The organism is Pseudalkalibacillus sp. SCS-8, from assembly GCF_040126055.1.
Lineage (GTDB): Bacteria > Bacillota > Bacilli > Bacillales > Fictibacillaceae > Pseudalkalibacillus > Pseudalkalibacillus nanhaiensis.
Map to the genome: position 1 here is coordinate 3,501,682 of NZ_CP143541.1, position 17,257 is coordinate 3,518,938.

Below are 17,257 nucleotides of genomic sequence, written 5' to 3' on the forward strand. Positions count from 1 at the left end.
TTTACTTGATTTCGATTGTATCTCCAACACGGACGATTCCGGTTTTTTTAACGGTAGCGTAAACACCAAAGACATTCTTATTCTCTTTCACCACCGTCTTCAAAACGTTCGGATCCACCTCTTTCGTCTCTGAATCAACGTTTACATAAGAGCATCTCTCACATGCTTTTTTGATATGAAGGACAACATCATTCATGATCAGCTCTTTCCCGATCCATGACTCCTCCAGAAAAGGTGTATCCCCATCGACATCCAAGATCAGGTTGGGACGGAAGCGGAGCATATCCAACTGATCGCGATCCGTCAACTCTTTCACTTTTTTAAGCGAGGCTGTCGTTGCAATAAGCAAGGGTTCTTCCCAGTAACTTGGCTCCTCATTCTCTACATCCATCGACACAAGGGAAACCGGGACGCCAGCCCGCTCGGTGAAATGGGTTTCCGCTTCCTTTGCTTGCAAACTACTCAGCTGCAGGTCATCCTTTTGGATCTTCAGCTCTCCTTCATCATTCAAATGAACCTCATAATCCAGCAGAAACGGATACTTCGGTATCGTAAGGTAATCTCCCGGCTTATCTTTCATTTCCCATGCAAAAATATGGTCGCCCGCAGCACCATGGTTATGTATTTCCACCGATTCCATATGCTCACCTTGCATCGATTTGACCGGATACCGTACGACTTCTTTTACAGCTCCAACACGCATTAAAATTCCCTCCGTCCTATTTTCACTCTCCTTAATATATACCAAAAAGATGGGAGCAAATCCTTTCTATATTTGAAAATATCAAAAAAGAAGCAGGACCCTTCATCCTGCTTCTCGTTCAATCATGTTTGTAATTTTTGCTGGAACTTGTGGACTCGTGGTGCGAATAGCTGGACAAGCGGCCCGATTGTAAAGGTGACAATCAAGGTGCCTAAACCGATTGGTCCGCTGAAAATAAACGCGGCTACAAGAGCAGATAATTCTCCAATCGTTTTGGCTGTCCCCATACTTACACCAAGGCGCTCTTGGATTGCAAGCATCAGCTTATCAATCGGAATAAGCGGGAAGTTCGCCTGAAGATAGACAGCGATACCGAATGAAAGCACGATGACGCCAACGACGAAAACGACAATTTGTTCCCATAAGCCGTTTGTTTGGAAAGTATCCAATACGACTAACAGCCATCCGTCAATAAACAATCCGGCAAGGAAGATTGTAAAGACCGCAAGAAAATCAGGTCGTGATTTCAACAGGATTGCGTTCAATACGATCAGGACGATCCCGACAATGAAGACCCAGCTTCCAACCGTCAGGCCGATTGTTTTAGAAAGTCCAACATTCAGTGCATCCCAGGCTCCTGTTCCTAGACCTGCTTTTATCGTCAAGCTTACGCCGAAGGAGATCAGACTCAGCCCAAGCACAAAACTAATGAAACGTATGATGAATGATTTCATGATGCATTTCCTCCATAGTGAAAATTCATTTATCCATCATACCATGTTCTCTGCCCGTAGTGAATTGTCAGTATTTTGCAATTATCATCGTAACGGTTTTTTATCCGTTAGGGTGTGTTGGAAAGGTGTTTGGAACAGTTGTGCAGTCTTAGCTTCCAGGCTTCATCATCCCGCTCCATCACTGTGACGGATGTATTATCCAACCGACATTTTTCATAGCCTTCTGATAAAAGATAACTGAACAAATCGTTCAAGAAGGCACCATGACTGACCACAATGATCCGTTTTCCGTGATGATGGTCCTCAATGTCTTTCATGAAGCTTTTTACACGTTGTAAAATCTCTTCCTCCCGCTCGATTTTCAAGTCTTGATCCTTCCAATCCTTCCCCCATCGCTCGACACGCTCAGCTTCATTCGTACCCTCGATCTCACCGAAAGAGAGCTCCCGGAGTCTTTTGTCCGTTTCGACCGGGAGATCCAATACCTCCCCGATTTCTAGAGCGGTGGCGTGCGCACGGGCAAGGTCACTCGAGTAAATGACATCCCACTGTTCACCTTCAAATCGACTGCCGAGCGCTTTTGCTTGAAGGACGCCTTCCTCATTAAGCGGTATATCCGACTGACCCTGAGCTCTCCGTTCCAGATTCCAATTCGTCACGCCGTGTCTGATAAATGCGATTGTCGTCATTCTTCATCACCCCTCCGAAAGAATAAAAGAAAAAAACTGCAATGTCTTTGCAGTTTTACATATTAGAGATCAACCTGTTTTTACTTGGTTCTTGCCATTCCTTTTTGCATCATACAACAAGGAATCAGCCATTTCAAAAAAGGTTTCTTTCCGGCTGTTCGCTTGATATTCTTGAACACCGACACTGATTGTAACGGTTTCACCATTCAACACCTCGAATGGAATCCCTTCGATCTTTTTCCGGATTGTTTCGACCAACTCTACCGTTTTTTTCATCGGCTTCCCTACAAAGAGTACAATGAATTCCTCGCCTCCATAGCGAGCAGCAAAGTCATCCGGGGTGATTTCTTTTTTGATGAGTTCCGATACTGTTCTGAGTACCTCATCGCCCGCCCGATGCCCATATGTATCATTGACCTGTTTGAAATTGTCGAGATCGAATATCGCCATCTGTATGGAGAAGTGATACTTTGCATGGTGAGCGAGCAGTTCATCCAAAAATTGATGAAAGGAAATTTGATTGTACATCCCTGTAAGGGAGTCCGTTTTTGTCAGCTTTTCCATAAGGGTGTTCTTTACGAGGAGCTCTTGTTGATTTTCAATCGACTGACGGTAATTCACTGCCAACTCCAGCCCACGCTCCATAATTCCGAGAACTGCAAAGGCAGCAATCGTTAGCATCGCCATCAAAGTAAAATGGTCGATGATGCTAATATCATGTCTTAAAACGGGTTGCACAACGGTCAAAAGAGAATAGCTGATCATGGTCGCCGTTGCAGAAAGATAAATTGTCCTTGGCTTGAAATAAGCGCCGGAAACGAGGATTGGCAGAAAGAGCGCAGATCGCAAAATGACGATATCAGGACGGCTATAGATGAAATTGAGTGCAATGAATAAACCGGCCAGCACAACGATCAAATCAAGGTGCTTCCTGATATTCTTCATACATATTTCAGCTGACACGACAATCAAAGCACCAATTCCACTCGGTATTGCGACATAATAGAGCAAATACTCATGGAGCGGCACATCGGTAAAATAATAGTTGACCAATTTAATAAATACAGCTAGTCCGACAATGATCCAATAGACATTCAGTATTTTCCGATTCAGCTTCCTGGTATCAAGCTCTAGCAGCCCCATAGCCCACCCCGCATGTTAATAATATGGAGATATCAAGATGTACACGAGTACTCCTGTCAGACTGACATATAGCCATAATGGCATCGTCCACCTGGCAATCTTCCGGTGTTTTTCAACTTGCATGGTCAAGCCTCTAACAAGTGATAACAGTGCAAGAGGAACAATGACTGCTGCAAGGATGATATGTGTAATCAGGATGAAGTAATAAATATATTTCAGCGGTCCTTCGCCTCCGTATGAAGTGGACTCCGCCAAATAGTGATAAGAAACATATGAAACTAAAAAGAGTGCTGTGGTTGTGAATGCTGCGAAAATGAATCGTTTGTGAAGCTTGATGTTTTTACGCAGGATGAACCATAACGCAGCGAGTAAAAAGACAAAAGTAAAGCTATTGAAAATTGCATTCAACAATGGAAGAATCGTAATATCAAAGCCCGTTTCCCCTTCATATTCCGGTAAAAAGAATAAAAGGACGACAAGGGCATTGATGAGGATCGACAGTACGACCACGATTCCAGTGTAACTCTTCTGTTGGGTAGATTTATTTTGAACCATCATTTCTCTCCTGTATCTAAAGTACTACTCTTAGAATAGCGAACCCGACCCCTATTCATCAACTTTTAAATGGATGAAGCCACATAACGTTCACAACTGAACTTCAACCAATTATAAAAAGATACCAAAAACCGTTTGTGGCATTGGCATCTGGATGTTAAGCCGGCTCAGGTTTCAACCCTTTCTTTCGTACATACTCTTTCCAAATCCTCCAGTACATCTTCAAGCGCTAACAATTCGTATAGGATTGCGACCCTGACGGATAGATGTTTCCTCGTCTTCGCATGTTCGGCTTGAATCCGGCGTTCTTTTTCATATATGAACAACTCATCAAGCTGCTCGATCAATTTGTTATGCTCATCATGAACCTGATGTTTAGGATCCTTCAAAATGGCGGCAATCGAATCGACAGCTTTCATAATCGTCTGTACTTTTTCAGGTGTTAATTTTGCATTCTCAATATTAAGATATACTAAATTCCCGAAATGATAAAGAATCTTTTGAAAATATTCCAATTTTTTCATAAGTATTCCAAATTCCCGGATTTCCTTGAGATTATGACGCCGATATTTCCATTCCTCACGCTGATATTGAGCAAGTGAAAAGGCTCGTTCCATATCCTTACTCAGCTTTCGATACTCCGATTGCAGTTCACGCGGTGTCCCGCCTTTTACAAATCTGTTCAGAATAAAACCTGCTCCGTCATATAATTCATCGACCTGCTTCCGGACCATTTCATGATAGTGAGGCGGTAAAATCAAATAATTGATTGCTGTGGAAACAATTAGACCAATTAACGTGGTCGATAAACGGACGACGAAAGACATGAAGTGCTCGTCCTCTGTCTCCGCAATCATCGCGACAGCCGTCAACGTGGCAACAAGCATACCTGCATCAAGGCGGAGCTTATGACAGACGAGGAGGGTAAGTGTCGCCGCCAACGCATATGTAAGAGAGGTGGGACCGAGAAAATATTCGAAGCCCATCGCGAATGCTGCTCCGATCATTGCTGCCGGAAAGCGGATCATCCCTTTTTTTATGGAATCGGATGCGGTCGGTTCAACCGTCACAATCGCCGTGATGACTGCAAAAAGGACAGGCAAATGAAACAGGTTGCATATCAGCGCCGTCACAAAGGCCGCCAGACCAGTTTTAATCACCCGCCCACCGATCCAATTGGTTAAATTAATCATCTTCATTCCGCATCACCCAGGGTAGAAATCGTCTTTCCTTATTGTACCAACTAAGTACGGGTAATTCTACTTGAGCTCTTTGGGCTTTGGACCTTGCGGACTGTTTTCGTCACCATCTTTCTTGGCAGGAAACGAATCATGAGTGCAAGCAGCTTATTCTGCGTCCCTGGAATGATCAATGTCTTCCCTGCTTTGAATTGATTGTAGGCAATGTCAGCAGCCCTTTCGACACTCATGACACCAGTATCGAGAAGCTTGGACTCTTCCATGCTTGCACGTTGCTGAAAGCCTGTATCGGTCGGTCCAGGGCAAAGGACAGATACAGATACGCCCGTTCCTTGGAGTTCATTTTCGAGTGCTTCTGAGAAAGAAAGAACATATGCTTTCGTCGCATAATAGACCGCCATCAATGGACCCGGCTGAAAAGCAGCCGTGGAAGCGACATTCAGGATCCTTCCTCTTTTCCGCTCTACCATTTGGGGTACAAGCTTCTTCGTAAGCTCGGTCAGCGCCATCATGTTGACCATCATCATTTCTTTCTCTTCTTCCCACTCTATCTCGTAAAACTCGCCGTACAATCCGAAACCAGCATTATTAACAAGGATATCGACTGTGATGTTTTGCGTTGAAAGCTCCTTCAACACATTATCTACAGCATCAGGCTTACCTAAGTCTGAAACAATGACATCCGCTTGAACGGCATACTTCTCTTGCAGCTCTTGAGCTAAAGTATCCAGTTTTTGTTTCGACCTTGCAACGAGAACCAATCGATGTCCATCCCGCGCAAAATGATAGGCAAGCTCACGACCGATTCCACCTGAAGCGCCGGTAATAAGTGCTGTGTTCATATGCATCTACTCTCTTTCGTTTATTCGTTTAACTGTTTAAACATATAATAGATTAAATACATCGAACCGTCAACTTATATCCTCTCTACATTTTTAAAAAACAAAAGGAATTGCTATAATTTAGGTGGAGCGTGACAGATAAAGGAGATTACATAATGAAAACGCTATTGATTGATATGGATTCTGTCATTTGCGATTTAATGAGCGAATGGCATCGCAGATATAACGAGGATTATGAGGATGATTTGAGCGTCGAAGACCTCCAATGCTGGAATAGTGAGAAGTACGTAAAAAAAGAATGCGGCAAGAAGATCTACGACTACTTGGATGAAGAGGGACTTTTCCTTAACCTGGAGCCCTTACCGAACGCGATTGAGGTTCTCGAAAGACTGTCCCATAAGCATGACATCCTGATCGTGACGAGCAGTCGGACTTATGCGTATACCGAAAAAGAAAAATGGGTTCGGAAGCACCTTCCTTTTATCGGTGCACATAATCTTGTATTCACCCATCGGAAAGAGATGGTACGGGGAGACGTTCTTTTCGACGATGCCCCGCATAATCTGATCGCTTTTTCCGAAACCGGACGAAAGGCGGTTGCCATGGACTATCCTTATAATCAAAACGTGGATGTCGATCGAGTCGATGGTTGGTTAGCGTTTGAGAAGTGGGTTGAACAATTCGAAATGGGTGAAGAATCGTGAGGACAACGGATATTCTCATTATAGGAGGTGGCCCTGCTGGTATAGCAGCAGCCATCTGGTGTCAACGGTTAGGCCTGGACTACACATTGATTGAAGAACGCTCAGAACTCGGCGGACAATTAAAGGATATTCATAACCGGATCATCGATTATCCCGGTCAATTCTTTGAAAATGGAAATGCTCTGAAAGAACAATTCACGCATCATATGGAGCTGTTGAGCTGTCATTACCATTTGGAGGCATCCGTTGAGCAATTGAATTGTGAGGAAAAAATCATCCATGTCCGAACGGGACAGGATACCATGAAAATCAGCTACCGCTATTTGATCCTTGCGACTGGCACATCTGTCAGGAGGCTTCACGTTCCTGGAGAACAAGAGATGATTGACCGGGGAGAAATCTACTCGGCAACGAAGGATCGTCATCGTTTCCAAGGAAAACGCGTCATTGTCGTCGGTGGCGGAGATCGTGCATTCGAAGGGGCGTTGTTACTTGCTGAAAGCGGTGCAGACGTGCAGCTTGTCCATCGTTCGAAACAGTTCAGAGCGAGGGAAGAATTCAGAAAGCCTGTCTTCAATCACCAAAGAATCACTGTAATGGAAGACCATGTCGTAAATTGTATTCACCATAGTGAAAATGGGATTACCGGTGTTGAGCTAAGGAATCTGAAAGACGAAACGACGACAGACCTACCTGTTGAAGGTGTGTTCATCCGAATTGGCGTCCAACCAAACACCCGCTTTGTAAAGGAGCACGTCCATCTCGATGAGTCCGGTTATGTGACTGTCAACAGCTGTCAGCAAACGAGCAACGATGACATTTATGCTGTAGGTGATGTATGTACACATCCCATCTTTTCAAGCATTTCATCCGCTACAGGCCAAGGCATGATTGCTGCCAAACACCTTTCCTTACAGCTTTCTTGAAAAGCAATAAAGGCTGACCGATCGGTCAGCCTTTTTATTTAGGAGTGTCTTAATCCAAATAGCCCATCAACAACCGAGCATACGGTGAATCCTTTGGAAGGATGATGACCGTTTCTTTGTCGATCGTCTTTTTATATGAATTCAATGTACGGTAAAGGGAGTAGAAATCAGGATCCTTACTGAAGGACTCATTGTAGATCCTTCCAGCTTCTTTCTCCCCTTCTGCACGGATTTTCTCAGCATCGGCTTCCGCTTTTGCCAGAAGCTGTTTCACTTCTTTATCCGTGTTCGCAATGATACGGTTCTTTTCCGCATCCCCTTGAGATAAGTATTGTTGCGCTTTCGTTTCACGCTCTGAAATCATTCGTGTGAAAACGGATTCTTCGTTTTCATCAGGGAGGTCTGTACGTTTCATACGGACATCCTTTACGACGATCCCGAATTGATCTCGCTGCAACAGTGTGTTGACCTTTTCCGTAACGCGTTCATTCAAGCTTCCACGTGAGGAATTCTCATCATTGATGATTTCATCGTAATTCAACTTACCTAGCTCGGAACGGACGATGGAGAAGATGAACTCCGCCATTTTCGCTTCAGCATTTTCCGTTGTACGGAGATTAGAGATCATCTTTTTCGGTTCTTCAATATACCAGATTGCATAATTATCGATGATCATCCGTTTCTTATCTTTCGTATTGATTTCCGCTTTTGTCACGTCATACATCATTTGGTACTTCGGTAATGTTGAAACGGATTGGATGAATGGCACTTTAAAGTTCAAGCCTGGTTCATCTACTATTCTAACAACCTCACCGAATTGACGGACGACCCGGTATTCGTTTTCTTTAACGATAAACAGATTACTAAGGATGAAGCTGACAAGAAGGAGAGCTATAACTCCGAAGATGATCGGCTTCTTATGCCGTTTCCAATTGAAGGTCTTCTTCTGCTCATTGATGTCGTAAATGTTATTGTTGCTCACTCTTCTTCCCTCCTTCTTGAACAGGTGCTGGCTTCGCCTCTGCAGGTCGAATCGGTAAGTATTTCAATGTTCCACCCTCATCGCTCATAATGTAAATTTCAGCATGCGGAAGGACTTGATCGAGGGTTTCAAGTACGAGACGCTCCCTCGTGATTGCAGGTTGATTTTTGTATTCCGAGTACAAGGCGTTGAACGTCGCGACGTCTCCGCGTGCTTTTTCGATCCGGGCTGCCTTATCCCCTTCTGCACGAGAGATGATCGCATCCTTTTCACCCTCGGCTTCTTCCGTTTTCTTATTGGAGTACTTTCTTGCTTCGTTGATTTTCGTATTCATCGTTTCCCTTGCATCCGTTACCTTCGTGAACGCCCGTCGCACCTCTTTATTCGGGAGATCGACGTCCTGAAGCTTGACGGCTAGGATGGAAACACCGATATCATAATCCTCAATCAATTTAACCAACAGATCTCTTACTTGTGCCTCGATTTCTGCTTTTCCTGACGTGAGGGATTCATCGATGGTGGACGTTCCGATGATTCCTCTCAATGAAGCAGAAGTCGCATTATATAAAATTTGCTCCGGATCATCTGTCGCGTATAAGAACCTTTTCGGATCCGTGATTTTCCACTGCACGACCATGTCCGCTAATACGATGTTTTCGTCCCCTGTGATCATTTTCGTATCTTCTGGGTATTCTTTTGTTACTTCTCCATCAACTTCTTCATAGCCGAACTGCAGACTGAACGTTTCTTTGGAAAATTTACGAACCTGCTGCATCGGCCATGGCAGCTTGAAATGAAGACCTGAAGTAATGATTCCCTCTTCCACTTGTCCGAATGTTTCAATGACGGCCTGCTCTGATTCGTCTACTGTGTAGACACTTGTAAAAAGCGCCGCCGCCACCAACAACCCTAATGGTATGAAAAGTATCAACTTTGTTGTACGATTCACGTTGCAACCCCCTTAAATTCCTTGTTACAGATTTATACGTTCATAAGACCACATGGTTTCATACTATTTTTCTGTTTATTTATGGAAATGAAGCTCACATTAGACGTGGTTAAGCGAATTTCAAGCCACTCCTGGTAAAAAATAAGCCAGAAAAAAAGCTGACCTCAATTTGTTGAAGTCAGTCAGTCTGCTCCATCTTTATATGAATGAATCTTCCTTCAATGGGTCAAGCTTGTATGTATTCCAAAAGTCCTAGAACATTATTATCTTACCATACCGTACATATTGGATAAACATCGTGACGGTCAATCCCCTTTTCTTTCCAACAACACCCCCAGTATGGTTGGATTTGGTAAGAAGATATATGTTGTAACCAAAATTTTACCCCCTCACCTTTTTCTGATAAGTTTATATTTGAAATGATTATTTATGAAGGAGTGCCGTCATGCTCGATTGGTATAATTCTACACTCGAAATTCTAACTGATCTTGAATTGTGGATCGACATCGGAATTGCTTTAGCGATTTTCATCGGTTTTGTTTTATTCCGTAAGCTGTTCACAAAATACATCTTCAGATTGATTTCCAATCTGACAGATAAATCATCTACTCAAGTTTTACATAAAATACTGCTCGCTTTTGAGCGACCGTTGAATGTTTTCTTTATCTTCCTTGGGTTTTATGTCGCTTATCAATCACTTGAAATCAGCGAGGATTATGTACAGCTACCACTCAGACTGTTCAGGTCCTCAGTCATTCTCATGATTTCTTGGGGACTGGTCAATCTTTCATCCTCGTCTTCGATCCTGTTTACCAGGTTTCAGCATCGATTGGATTTGCAGGTCGATCAAATTTTGATTCCTTTCGTATCGAGAGTATTGAAGTTTGTCATCATTGCGATAAGTATCAGTGTTCTGGCTCAGGAATGGGGTTATGATGTGAATGGATTCGTTGCTGGTCTAGGTATCGGGGGACTTGCTTTCGCCTTTGCAGCAAAGGAAGCACTCGGTAACCTATTCGGGGGTATCGTCATCATCATCGAACGACCTTTCTCGATCGGAGACTGGATTCAGACACCATCGGTAGAAGGCGTCGTTGAAGACATCAATTTCAGAAGCACACAGGTCCGTACGTTTGCAGATGCACTCGTGACAGTCCCAAATGCTGATATCGCAAATGATCCGATCACGAACTGGACGCGTATGCGCAAACGAAGAGTCTTCTTTAACCTCGGTGTCACCTATACAACACCGAAGGAAAAAATAGAAACGTGCGTCAAACAGATTAAAACGTTAATCACTGAGCATCCAGAAGTCCATCCAGATTTCATCGAGGTTCGTTTCGATAAATACAACGACAGCAGCCTTGATATCATGATCTACTTCTATACCAAGACGACCGCTTGGGTGAACTATCTTGAGGTGAAGGAGGATATCAACTTGAGAATCATGGAAATCCTCGACCGTGAAGGTGTTTCTGTCGCCTTCCCTAGCCGAAGCATTTATATGGAAAAGGACGGGGAATCCAGCCCATTTACAAACAAGGCTAATATCGATTAACGTGATTGAAAACGAAAATAAAGAGGCTGAGCGAAATTTGCTCAGCCTTTGTTATGTTCGTTTATCCATCTATGGAATATTTACTTACATCTTGCACTTCACCATTTTCACGATGAATGACGACCTGGCTCGGTCTTGCTTCATCTGCTAATTTTTTCGCTTCATCTGTAGCTGCATCCTTCGTATCGAACGTTTTTTCGGAATGATCGCGCCCTTCAAGTTTAATGTCCCAACGGTTATTATCTTCATTCGGTACAACATGATAAATTTTCGCTTCCATGAATTCATTCCTCCTTATGGTTACTGTGATTGTTATATACCCGACTCCTAATTTTTTACACGTGTTTTTCGGGTTAACCTCTTCCCCTATTGGTGAAAGTAACGATACGGAGGTGAATGCATTGAAGAAAAAGAAGAAGAGCGGAAGGACAGGGCACAGGGTACGAAAGAGGTCCTAGCATCAGGATAATTGAGTGCAGCGCTTAAGAGTTTGTGTTGGATTAAAAAAGGATACTTACACATTTATTAAATTCACAATTAATATTCAATTTCATCAATTCTCCATTATAAACACACTTCAGGATCTTCCAAATTTATGTATAATAGATTGAAAGTAATTTATATCATCCACTTACTTAAAACCAAGTGATTTGTAAGATGGTTTTGTAAAGTTAAAATATCCATTAGCTGATATAATCATAAATGTCGGTATGTTAAAATTCACTATTCACAGAAAAGGCTTACTTTCATGATTTAATCCATGGAAGCAAGCTTTTTCTGCTTGGTTTAAAATTCTTAGAAAATATACATAGATAAAATGCAAATAAATCAAAGAACAAAAAGGTGCTCATGAATGAATTCATGGGCATTATTTAATTTATTCTCTTAGTAAAAATAAAGCCTGGAAGATTATAAAATTAATTCTTATATAAATTTAAGTAATAAGACCAAATCCGAATAATAGAGTTAAAATATAAGCTTCGCATGTAAATAAATACCATTTCGTAGTTTAATTTCGTATCAAAACATAACTGAGACCAAAAGGAGGACAATTTTTTAAATGACTGCATCCCTTGAGACTCATTTTAGATTAACGAATAACACCCCTTTTAATATTACGCGTATTTGGGTGACGGATTCTAACTCGGATGAGTGGGTGGGAGTATCCCACCCTGATCGTAATTTGAATGAAAGAAGCCTTAAAGCCTATTCCTCACTTGAAGAAAGAGAGGAACTTAATTACTGGAAAAAGGCAGCAAGGTTCAGACTTCATATGGAGTTTGAAACTGGTGATGTTTTTTGGATAGATATATATCAGTATGATTCATATCATAATTATACGCGTGAATTGGGAAGGTATGGAAAGGATGCAGGAAAGTTTATTGTTTCTCAAGTATCTGGGAACAAGTGGAATAAAATCACGATTTTCAGGCGTGTACCTAAAAAAAGTTGGATGGAAAATATACCAGGAAGCAAAAAGCTTTCTGAACTGAATATACCAGGTACTCATGAAACTTGCGCTCTATATGGTGGTCCAGGGCCAGAATGCCAGACAATGAGTTTAAAGGAACAACTGAATGCTGGTATTCGTTTCATAGACATTCGGTGCAGACATATCAAAAATGCGTTTACAATTCATCATGCAGCATATTATCAACACAAAAATTTCAGAGATGTTTTAAACGATTGTATAAGTTTTTTAAATGAACAACCTCAAGAAACCATTATTATGTTCATCCAGCCAACGGGGACTAGAGAAGATTGTACAAGAGATTTCGATGCTACTTTTCTTTCGTACCTAAAAGATAATGAATCGATGTGGTACTTAGACAAAAAGATTCCAACTTTAGATGAGGTAAGGGGTAAAATTGTATTAATTCGAAGATTCGATATGAACAAGAGAAAAACGTTGGGCATCGATGTGACAAATTGGAAGGAAAACACAACGTTTTTTATTGACATACCATATGCACAATTCCGCGTTCAAGATTTCTACAAACTTCTAACGTATTTTAATATTGATGAAAAGTGGAATATGGTTGAATCCTTTATGAATGAAGCTCAGAAAGGGGCTATGGAACACTGGTACTTAAATTATGCATCAGCATCACAAGGTGCAACTCCTAAATCTGTTGCGAATAAAGTGAATCCTTACTTGTTTAGATATATGGATCAAGTGGGCTCAAATAGGGTTGGCACAATCCTTATGGATTTCCCTAATGAGCCGAAAGATCAGATTCCTATTTTAGTGGAAAAGATAATAGCAACCAACAAGTTTTCGGTTTAACTAGAACAGAAAATTATTAAATTTCACAAAAAAACCACTGTAACTAAACAGTGGTTTTTTGGTTGCAGGATCTAATTCAAGGAAGCTTTTTTTGTTTATAAGTCCCCGTTTTCGTTATCTAGGTATTCTACACTATTTTACATAATTTTCTAAATATTAATGTAATATTTTTTATATTATGGTTAAATATTGGTGAAAGGCAGGTGAAAAATATGGTTAAAAAAATGCTTACCGTTATGTTTATGTTGTCTCTTATGACTGTAAGTGTGGCGACGATCAATCCTCCATCGGCAAGTGCTAAGGAATACACGGAAGCCTACTCAGGACCTACAAAGTATTGGAGAGAAAGTTCGTATTCTAATTATCAGGGAGAGTATGTATACTTTCAAGAAGCACGGTATGATGCAATCTATCGTGGATACTTATATTTTGATCAGGAATTTTATGGCCACTACAGGTATTCAGGCTATCTCTATCGTGAAGATCAGCCACTTCCAGCTCCTTAAATTCTCAGGTTAAATATTAGTGAAAGCAGGTAATAGATATGATTAAAAAAATGCTTACCGTTATGTTTATGTTGTCTCTTATGACAGTAAGTATGGCGACAGTTAACCCTCCATCAGCAAGTGCTAAGGAAGCTAAGGAATACTCTTCATCTTACTATGGACCTGAAAGGTTTTGGGCTGAAAGAAACTACCGTGGATCCCCTCAACCGTATGTATTTCATTCAGAAACAGCGTATGGAACAATTTATCGTGGGTACTTGTATTGGAAAACTGGTGCAATGAATGTACAAACATATGAGGGTTATCTCTATCGCGAAGATCAGCCATATCCAGTTCCATAAAACTTACATAAAAAGCATAGCCTTTGGCTATGCTTTTTTGCGCGCTGAAATGGGCTTTTTTACTATATATGGGAGGTATAGTTGAACTCATTTTTTCTTTTTATTCATCGGGATTCCATGTTTCTTTCCATGTGTAATAATCTTTTTAGCAAGTCGGTTCATGAGAGTTGAATCACTCCCTGTTATATCTTTTCGGAATATACGAATAAGCGATTTCGTAAAAGGGTAAACATCTATCATAAACGTCTTTATTTCCTTATACAGTATGGAGGTACTTATGCGATCCTTTCCAACTCCTAAAATCGTCGTTAGTAAATGTTTAGAATTCGATGCGTGCCGGTATAATGGCGACGTCTTGAAAGATATGACCGTGCAAACCCTCATGCCTTATGTCGAATTTATCCCCATCTGTCCGGAGGTCGAAATCGGTCTGGGGACACCAAGGGAAACGGTACGTCTTGTTTCGCAAGATGGAGAGACAAGAATGATCCAGCCCTCATCTAAAAAAGATCTGACAGAGGATATGAATACGTTTACCAAGGGCTTTTTAAAATCCATTCCGGACGTGGACGGATTCATTTTAAAGAATCGTTCACCTAGCTGCGGGACGCGGGATGTGCGGATCTATAGCGGGATTGAAAAAGCACCGGTCAAAGAGAAAGGAAGCGGACTGTTTGGAGGAATGGTCCTCGATCAGTTCGGTATGCTTGCTGTAGAGGAAGAAGGACGGCTGACGAATTTCACCATCAGAGAGCATTTCCTTACGAAGTTATATACCCTGGCTGCATTTCGGGAGTTAAAGAAAGAGCCAACAATCCAAAAACTGATTCAATTTCAGTCTGTAAATAAATATTTGTTCATGGCTTATAATCAGACACGCCTCAAGAATATGGGTCGGATCATCGCAAATCACAAAACGTACGATACCATCGACCAGGTGTATGAGGAGTATGAAACTGAACTCCATCGCATGTTCCAAAAAGCTGCACGGTACACATCCAACATCAACGTCTGTCAGCATATCATGGGCTACTTTTCAGATGATCTGAGTAAGAAGGAGAGAGATCATTTCCTACACTTGCTTGAACGGTATAAGTCCCGGAAGATTCCACTCAGCAATTTATTAAGTATATTAAAATCATGGGTACTACGATTTGATAATGACTATCTCCTGCAACAATCCTTTTTCGAGCCTTACCCCGAGGATCTCGTCGAAATGGCGGACTCAGGTAAAGGAAGAAGCTATGCCTGAGTAAACAAGAATGGTACCCCAGAAGCTCTAGGGCACCATTTTTTTGTGTTATTTTGTCTCCTCTTCAATCGGTGGAATTTCCCAATCGATTTCCTCAAGCCCCTGTTCACGTAAGAATTGGTTGATCCTTGAAAATGGTCTGCTTCCGAAAAAGCCTTTGTTTGCAGAAAAAGGACTAGGATGAGGAGATTTAAGAATCAGATGGTGATCATTCGTGATCAACTCTTCCTTCTGCTGAGCATGTCTTCCCCATAATAAGAAGACAAGTGGAGTTTCTCGTTCATTCAACGATTGGATGACTGTATTCGTGAACTGTTCCCATCCCAATCCTTTATGGGAATTCGGCTCCTTTTTCCGTACGGTGAGGACTGTGTTCAATAATAAGACCCCTTGCTTCGCCCAATGGACAAGTGATCCATGGTCAGGAATGTCATGCCCTAAATCGGATTGAAGCTCTTTAAAGATGTTCTTCAAAGACGGGGGCTGCTTGACGCCTGGCTGAACCGAAAAGCTGAGCCCGTGCGCCTGTCCAGGCCCATGGTAAGGATCCTGCCCGATTAAAACCACCTTGACGTCGTTGTAATCCGTATAATGGAGCGCATTGAAGATCTCATACATATCCGGAAATACAGTATGATTACCATACTCCACCTTCAGCTGTTCTCGTAAACGTTGATAATAGTCTTTTTCAAACTCACTGTTAAGGACATCTGCCCACTCATTTTTCAATATTTCCATGAATACTCACCCGTGTTATAACGTTTTTTCCACCCGTAGTATATCATAGAGATCATCTACTTCCGATCTTTGGAGATTTAATACCTATTAGATATTACTGTGTAACACCCTTAAAGATATAAAGAGCAATTTTTAGAATGACCAGACCTAACACTTATTGGACTAACATATAATTTAAAGAACTAAATTAAGGAGGTATTTCTTATGTACAGAATAAGTGAGCGATTAAGTTTAACAAATAAAGAATTTATATTGAATGGGCAAGATGAAGACAGGGAAAGGGACAAGGACAAAGACAAAGATAAAGATAAGGATAAGGATAAGGATAAAGAAAGGAAAAGAATGTGGTTACCTACTATGCCCCCTGAGGGGTGTTTTGCAGAAGACACCAAAGTACTTATGGAAAATGGTGAGACTAAACCCATTCAATCTCTAAAAATCTTTGATAATAATACAAAAACCGGAGATAGAGTTAAAGTCTTAGGTGGAACTTCAGCAACTGTTATAGATTTAATAAGGGGACCTGAAGAGATCCCAATGGTTAATTTAACTATAAAAGTATACGATGGTAAGAAATTTAAAGATGTATATATCAGTATAACTGAGAAGCACCCAGTCCTAGTACGTTTTAATTATCTAATCCAAGCCAGCTGGATTGAGCCCAACGAGGTTGTTCACACACAATGGGGACCAGGTACAGTTAAAAAAATTGAACGAAAAGAGACAAAAAAAGATGTATGGAATTTTGTTTTAGGTAGTGAAAAATTCCTAGAGCAGTCCTTATATGGAGACAGAGATTTACGCTTTGCTTTTTCAGCAAATAGTCTTCTTGGTTTACCTCCAAAAGATCATATAATTTTTGCTGAAGGGGTTGCTCTAGCAACCTGGTCTCTTCAAACTCAGTTATCTGCGGTTCTTAAAAACGGAATTAATATTAATGAATTTGTCTAAGGAGAGTATGTTATTGATGTGAAAATTTATTACTCATGCAAAAAACAGGTACAGAAGAATTCTGTGCCTGTTTTTCAATGATTTATAGGATATTATCAATCTTTGAGATAAATATCTTCGATTATGATAACTAATACTTTTACATGGAAAAGACTCTTGTATTCACTAGCCTTTACGACGGAATTCGACTTGAAAAGA

General features: G+C 41.3%; 19 protein-coding genes. 8 read left to right on the plus strand and 11 right to left on the minus strand.

Annotated elements, in window-relative coordinates; genetic code table 11:
- Position 1: 1 nt before the first annotated feature.
- The 7 genes from V1497_RS18070 to V1497_RS18100 form a co-directional block, all read right to left on the minus strand.
- The gene (locus V1497_RS18070; RefSeq protein WP_349408900.1) at positions 2-703 is read right to left on the minus strand and encodes an MOSC domain-containing protein; all 702 of its coding nucleotides are present in this window, start codon (positions 701-703) and stop codon (positions 2-4) included.
- 122 nt (positions 704-825) lie between these two features.
- Positions 826-1,437, minus strand: a complete 612-nt coding sequence (locus V1497_RS18075; RefSeq protein WP_349408901.1) for a membrane protein — start codon at positions 1,435-1,437, stop codon at positions 826-828.
- 107 nt (positions 1,438-1,544) lie between these two features.
- The gene (locus tag V1497_RS18080; RefSeq protein ID WP_349408902.1) at positions 1,545-2,126 is read right to left on the minus strand and encodes a histidine phosphatase family protein; all 582 of its coding nucleotides are present in this window, start codon (positions 2,124-2,126) and stop codon (positions 1,545-1,547) included.
- Positions 2,127-2,195: 69 nt separating this feature from the next.
- Positions 2,196-3,269 (minus strand): GGDEF domain-containing protein, encoded by a 1,074-nt coding sequence (locus V1497_RS18085; protein WP_349408903.1) that lies wholly within the window; start codon positions 3,267-3,269, stop codon positions 2,196-2,198.
- A gap of 15 nt (positions 3,270-3,284) precedes the next feature.
- Positions 3,285-3,827, minus strand: a complete 543-nt coding sequence (locus tag V1497_RS18090; RefSeq protein ID WP_414703583.1) for a DUF420 domain-containing protein — start codon at positions 3,825-3,827, stop codon at positions 3,285-3,287.
- Positions 3,828-3,991: 164 nt separating this feature from the next.
- Positions 3,992-5,023, minus strand: coding sequence for an FUSC family protein (locus V1497_RS18095; RefSeq protein ID WP_349408904.1), 1,032 nt, complete (start codon positions 5,021-5,023; stop codon positions 3,992-3,994).
- A 44-nt stretch (positions 5,024-5,067) separates the two neighbouring features.
- On the minus strand, positions 5,068-5,865 hold the full coding sequence (locus V1497_RS18100) for an SDR family NAD(P)-dependent oxidoreductase (RefSeq protein ID WP_414703584.1): 798 nt from the start codon (positions 5,863-5,865) through the stop codon (positions 5,068-5,070).
- Between the two features lie 155 nt (positions 5,866-6,020).
- On the opposite strand from V1497_RS18100, the gene V1497_RS18105 reads away from it, so the two are divergent.
- Both V1497_RS18105 and V1497_RS18110 read left to right on the plus strand, forming a co-directional pair.
- The gene (locus V1497_RS18105; RefSeq protein ID WP_349408906.1) at positions 6,021-6,569 is read left to right on the plus strand and encodes a 5' nucleotidase, NT5C type; all 549 of its coding nucleotides are present in this window, start codon (positions 6,021-6,023) and stop codon (positions 6,567-6,569) included.
- Positions 6,566-7,495 (plus strand): NAD(P)/FAD-dependent oxidoreductase, encoded by a 930-nt coding sequence (locus V1497_RS18110; RefSeq protein ID WP_349408907.1) that lies wholly within the window; start codon positions 6,566-6,568, stop codon positions 7,493-7,495. Before V1497_RS18105 ends, V1497_RS18110 begins: the two co-directional genes overlap by 4 nt.
- A 49-nt stretch (positions 7,496-7,544) precedes the next feature.
- Here the strand turns inward: V1497_RS18110 and V1497_RS18115 are convergent, their stop codons facing one another.
- Both V1497_RS18115 and hflK read right to left on the minus strand, forming a co-directional pair.
- Positions 7,545-8,477 carry a protease modulator HflC gene (locus tag V1497_RS18115; RefSeq protein WP_349408908.1) on the minus strand — a complete coding sequence of 311 codons (933 nt, stop codon included), beginning with the start codon at positions 8,475-8,477 and terminating at the stop codon, positions 7,545-7,547.
- The gene (hflK, locus tag V1497_RS18120) at positions 8,464-9,426 is read right to left on the minus strand and encodes an FtsH protease activity modulator HflK (protein WP_414703585.1); all 963 of its coding nucleotides are present in this window, start codon (positions 9,424-9,426) and stop codon (positions 8,464-8,466) included. The genes V1497_RS18115 and hflK overlap by 14 nt, the downstream gene beginning before the upstream one ends.
- Positions 9,427-9,871: 445 nt before the next feature.
- On the opposite strand from hflK, the gene V1497_RS18125 reads away from it, so the two are divergent.
- Positions 9,872-10,984: a mechanosensitive ion channel family protein gene (locus V1497_RS18125; protein ID WP_349408909.1), complete on the plus strand. Its 1,113-nt coding sequence runs from the start codon at positions 9,872-9,874 to the stop codon at positions 10,982-10,984.
- 61 nt (positions 10,985-11,045) lie between these two features.
- On the opposite strand, the gene V1497_RS18130 is transcribed toward V1497_RS18125, so the two are convergent.
- Positions 11,046-11,264: a DUF2188 domain-containing protein gene (locus V1497_RS18130; RefSeq protein ID WP_349408910.1), complete on the minus strand. Its 219-nt coding sequence runs from the start codon at positions 11,262-11,264 to the stop codon at positions 11,046-11,048.
- 780 nt (positions 11,265-12,044) lie between these two features.
- Between V1497_RS18130 and V1497_RS18135 the strand changes: the two genes are divergently transcribed.
- The 4 genes from V1497_RS18135 to V1497_RS18150 all read left to right on the plus strand — a co-directional run bounded on the left by V1497_RS18135 (position 12,045) and on the right by V1497_RS18150 (position 15,370).
- Positions 12,045-13,271 carry a phosphatidylinositol-specific phospholipase C gene (locus V1497_RS18135; protein ID WP_349408911.1) on the plus strand — a complete coding sequence of 409 codons (1,227 nt, stop codon included), beginning with the start codon at positions 12,045-12,047 and terminating at the stop codon, positions 13,269-13,271.
- A gap of 212 nt (positions 13,272-13,483) precedes the next feature.
- Positions 13,484-13,777, plus strand: a complete 294-nt coding sequence (locus V1497_RS18140; protein WP_349408912.1) for a hypothetical protein — start codon at positions 13,484-13,486, stop codon at positions 13,775-13,777.
- Between the two features lie 38 nt (positions 13,778-13,815).
- Positions 13,816-14,118, plus strand: a complete 303-nt coding sequence (locus V1497_RS18145) for a hypothetical protein (RefSeq protein WP_349408913.1) — start codon at positions 13,816-13,818, stop codon at positions 14,116-14,118.
- Positions 14,119-14,395: 277 nt separating this feature from the next.
- Positions 14,396-15,370, plus strand: a complete 975-nt coding sequence (locus V1497_RS18150; protein WP_349408914.1) for a DUF523 and DUF1722 domain-containing protein — start codon at positions 14,396-14,398, stop codon at positions 15,368-15,370.
- A 48-nt stretch (positions 15,371-15,418) separates the two neighbouring features.
- On the opposite strand, the gene V1497_RS18155 is transcribed toward V1497_RS18150, so the two are convergent.
- The gene (locus V1497_RS18155; RefSeq protein ID WP_349408915.1) at positions 15,419-16,108 is read right to left on the minus strand and encodes a uracil-DNA glycosylase; all 690 of its coding nucleotides are present in this window, start codon (positions 16,106-16,108) and stop codon (positions 15,419-15,421) included.
- A 204-nt stretch (positions 16,109-16,312) separates the two neighbouring features.
- Here V1497_RS18155 and V1497_RS18160 point away from each other — a divergent pair, with 204 nt between their 5' ends.
- Positions 16,313-17,059 (plus strand): Hint domain-containing protein, encoded by a 747-nt coding sequence (locus tag V1497_RS18160; protein ID WP_349408916.1) that lies wholly within the window; start codon positions 16,313-16,315, stop codon positions 17,057-17,059.
- The last annotated feature ends 198 nt before the right edge of the window (positions 17,060-17,257 follow it).

What these genes read in the sequence shown, in the direction of transcription:
- V1497_RS18070 (WP_349408900.1), bottom strand. Translation starts at nt 703, where the DNA reads ATGCGTGTTGGAGCTGTAAAAGAAGTCGTACGGTATCCGGTCAAATCG.
- V1497_RS18075 (WP_349408901.1), bottom strand. Translation starts at nt 1,437, where the DNA reads ATGAAATCATTCATCATACGTTTCATTAGTTTTGTGCTTGGGCTGAGT.
- V1497_RS18080 (WP_349408902.1), bottom strand. Translation starts at nt 2,126, where the DNA reads ATGACGACAATCGCATTTATCAGACACGGCGTGACGAATTGGAATCTG.
- V1497_RS18085 (WP_349408903.1), bottom strand. Translation starts at nt 3,269, where the DNA reads ATGGGGCTGCTAGAGCTTGATACCAGGAAGCTGAATCGGAAAATACTG.
- V1497_RS18090 (WP_414703583.1), bottom strand. Translation starts at nt 3,827, where the DNA reads ATGATGGTTCAAAATAAATCTACCCAACAGAAGAGTTACACTGGAATC.
- V1497_RS18095 (WP_349408904.1), bottom strand. Translation starts at nt 5,023, where the DNA reads ATGAAGATGATTAATTTAACCAATTGGATCGGTGGGCGGGTGATTAAA.
- V1497_RS18100 (WP_414703584.1), bottom strand. Translation starts at nt 5,865, where the DNA reads ATGAACACAGCACTTATTACCGGCGCTTCAGGTGGAATCGGTCGTGAG.
- V1497_RS18105 (WP_349408906.1), top strand. Translation starts at nt 6,021, where the DNA reads ATGAAAACGCTATTGATTGATATGGATTCTGTCATTTGCGATTTAATG.
- V1497_RS18125 (WP_349408909.1), top strand. Translation starts at nt 9,872, where the DNA reads ATGCTCGATTGGTATAATTCTACACTCGAAATTCTAACTGATCTTGAA.
- V1497_RS18130 (WP_349408910.1), bottom strand. Translation starts at nt 11,264, where the DNA reads ATGGAAGCGAAAATTTATCATGTTGTACCGAATGAAGATAATAACCGT.
- V1497_RS18135 (WP_349408911.1), top strand. Translation starts at nt 12,045, where the DNA reads ATGACTGCATCCCTTGAGACTCATTTTAGATTAACGAATAACACCCCT.
- V1497_RS18140 (WP_349408912.1), top strand. Translation starts at nt 13,484, where the DNA reads ATGGTTAAAAAAATGCTTACCGTTATGTTTATGTTGTCTCTTATGACT.
- V1497_RS18145 (WP_349408913.1), top strand. Translation starts at nt 13,816, where the DNA reads ATGATTAAAAAAATGCTTACCGTTATGTTTATGTTGTCTCTTATGACA.
- V1497_RS18150 (WP_349408914.1), top strand. Translation starts at nt 14,396, where the DNA reads ATGCGATCCTTTCCAACTCCTAAAATCGTCGTTAGTAAATGTTTAGAA.
- V1497_RS18155 (WP_349408915.1), bottom strand. Translation starts at nt 16,108, where the DNA reads ATGGAAATATTGAAAAATGAGTGGGCAGATGTCCTTAACAGTGAGTTT.
- V1497_RS18160 (WP_349408916.1), top strand. Translation starts at nt 16,313, where the DNA reads ATGTACAGAATAAGTGAGCGATTAAGTTTAACAAATAAAGAATTTATA.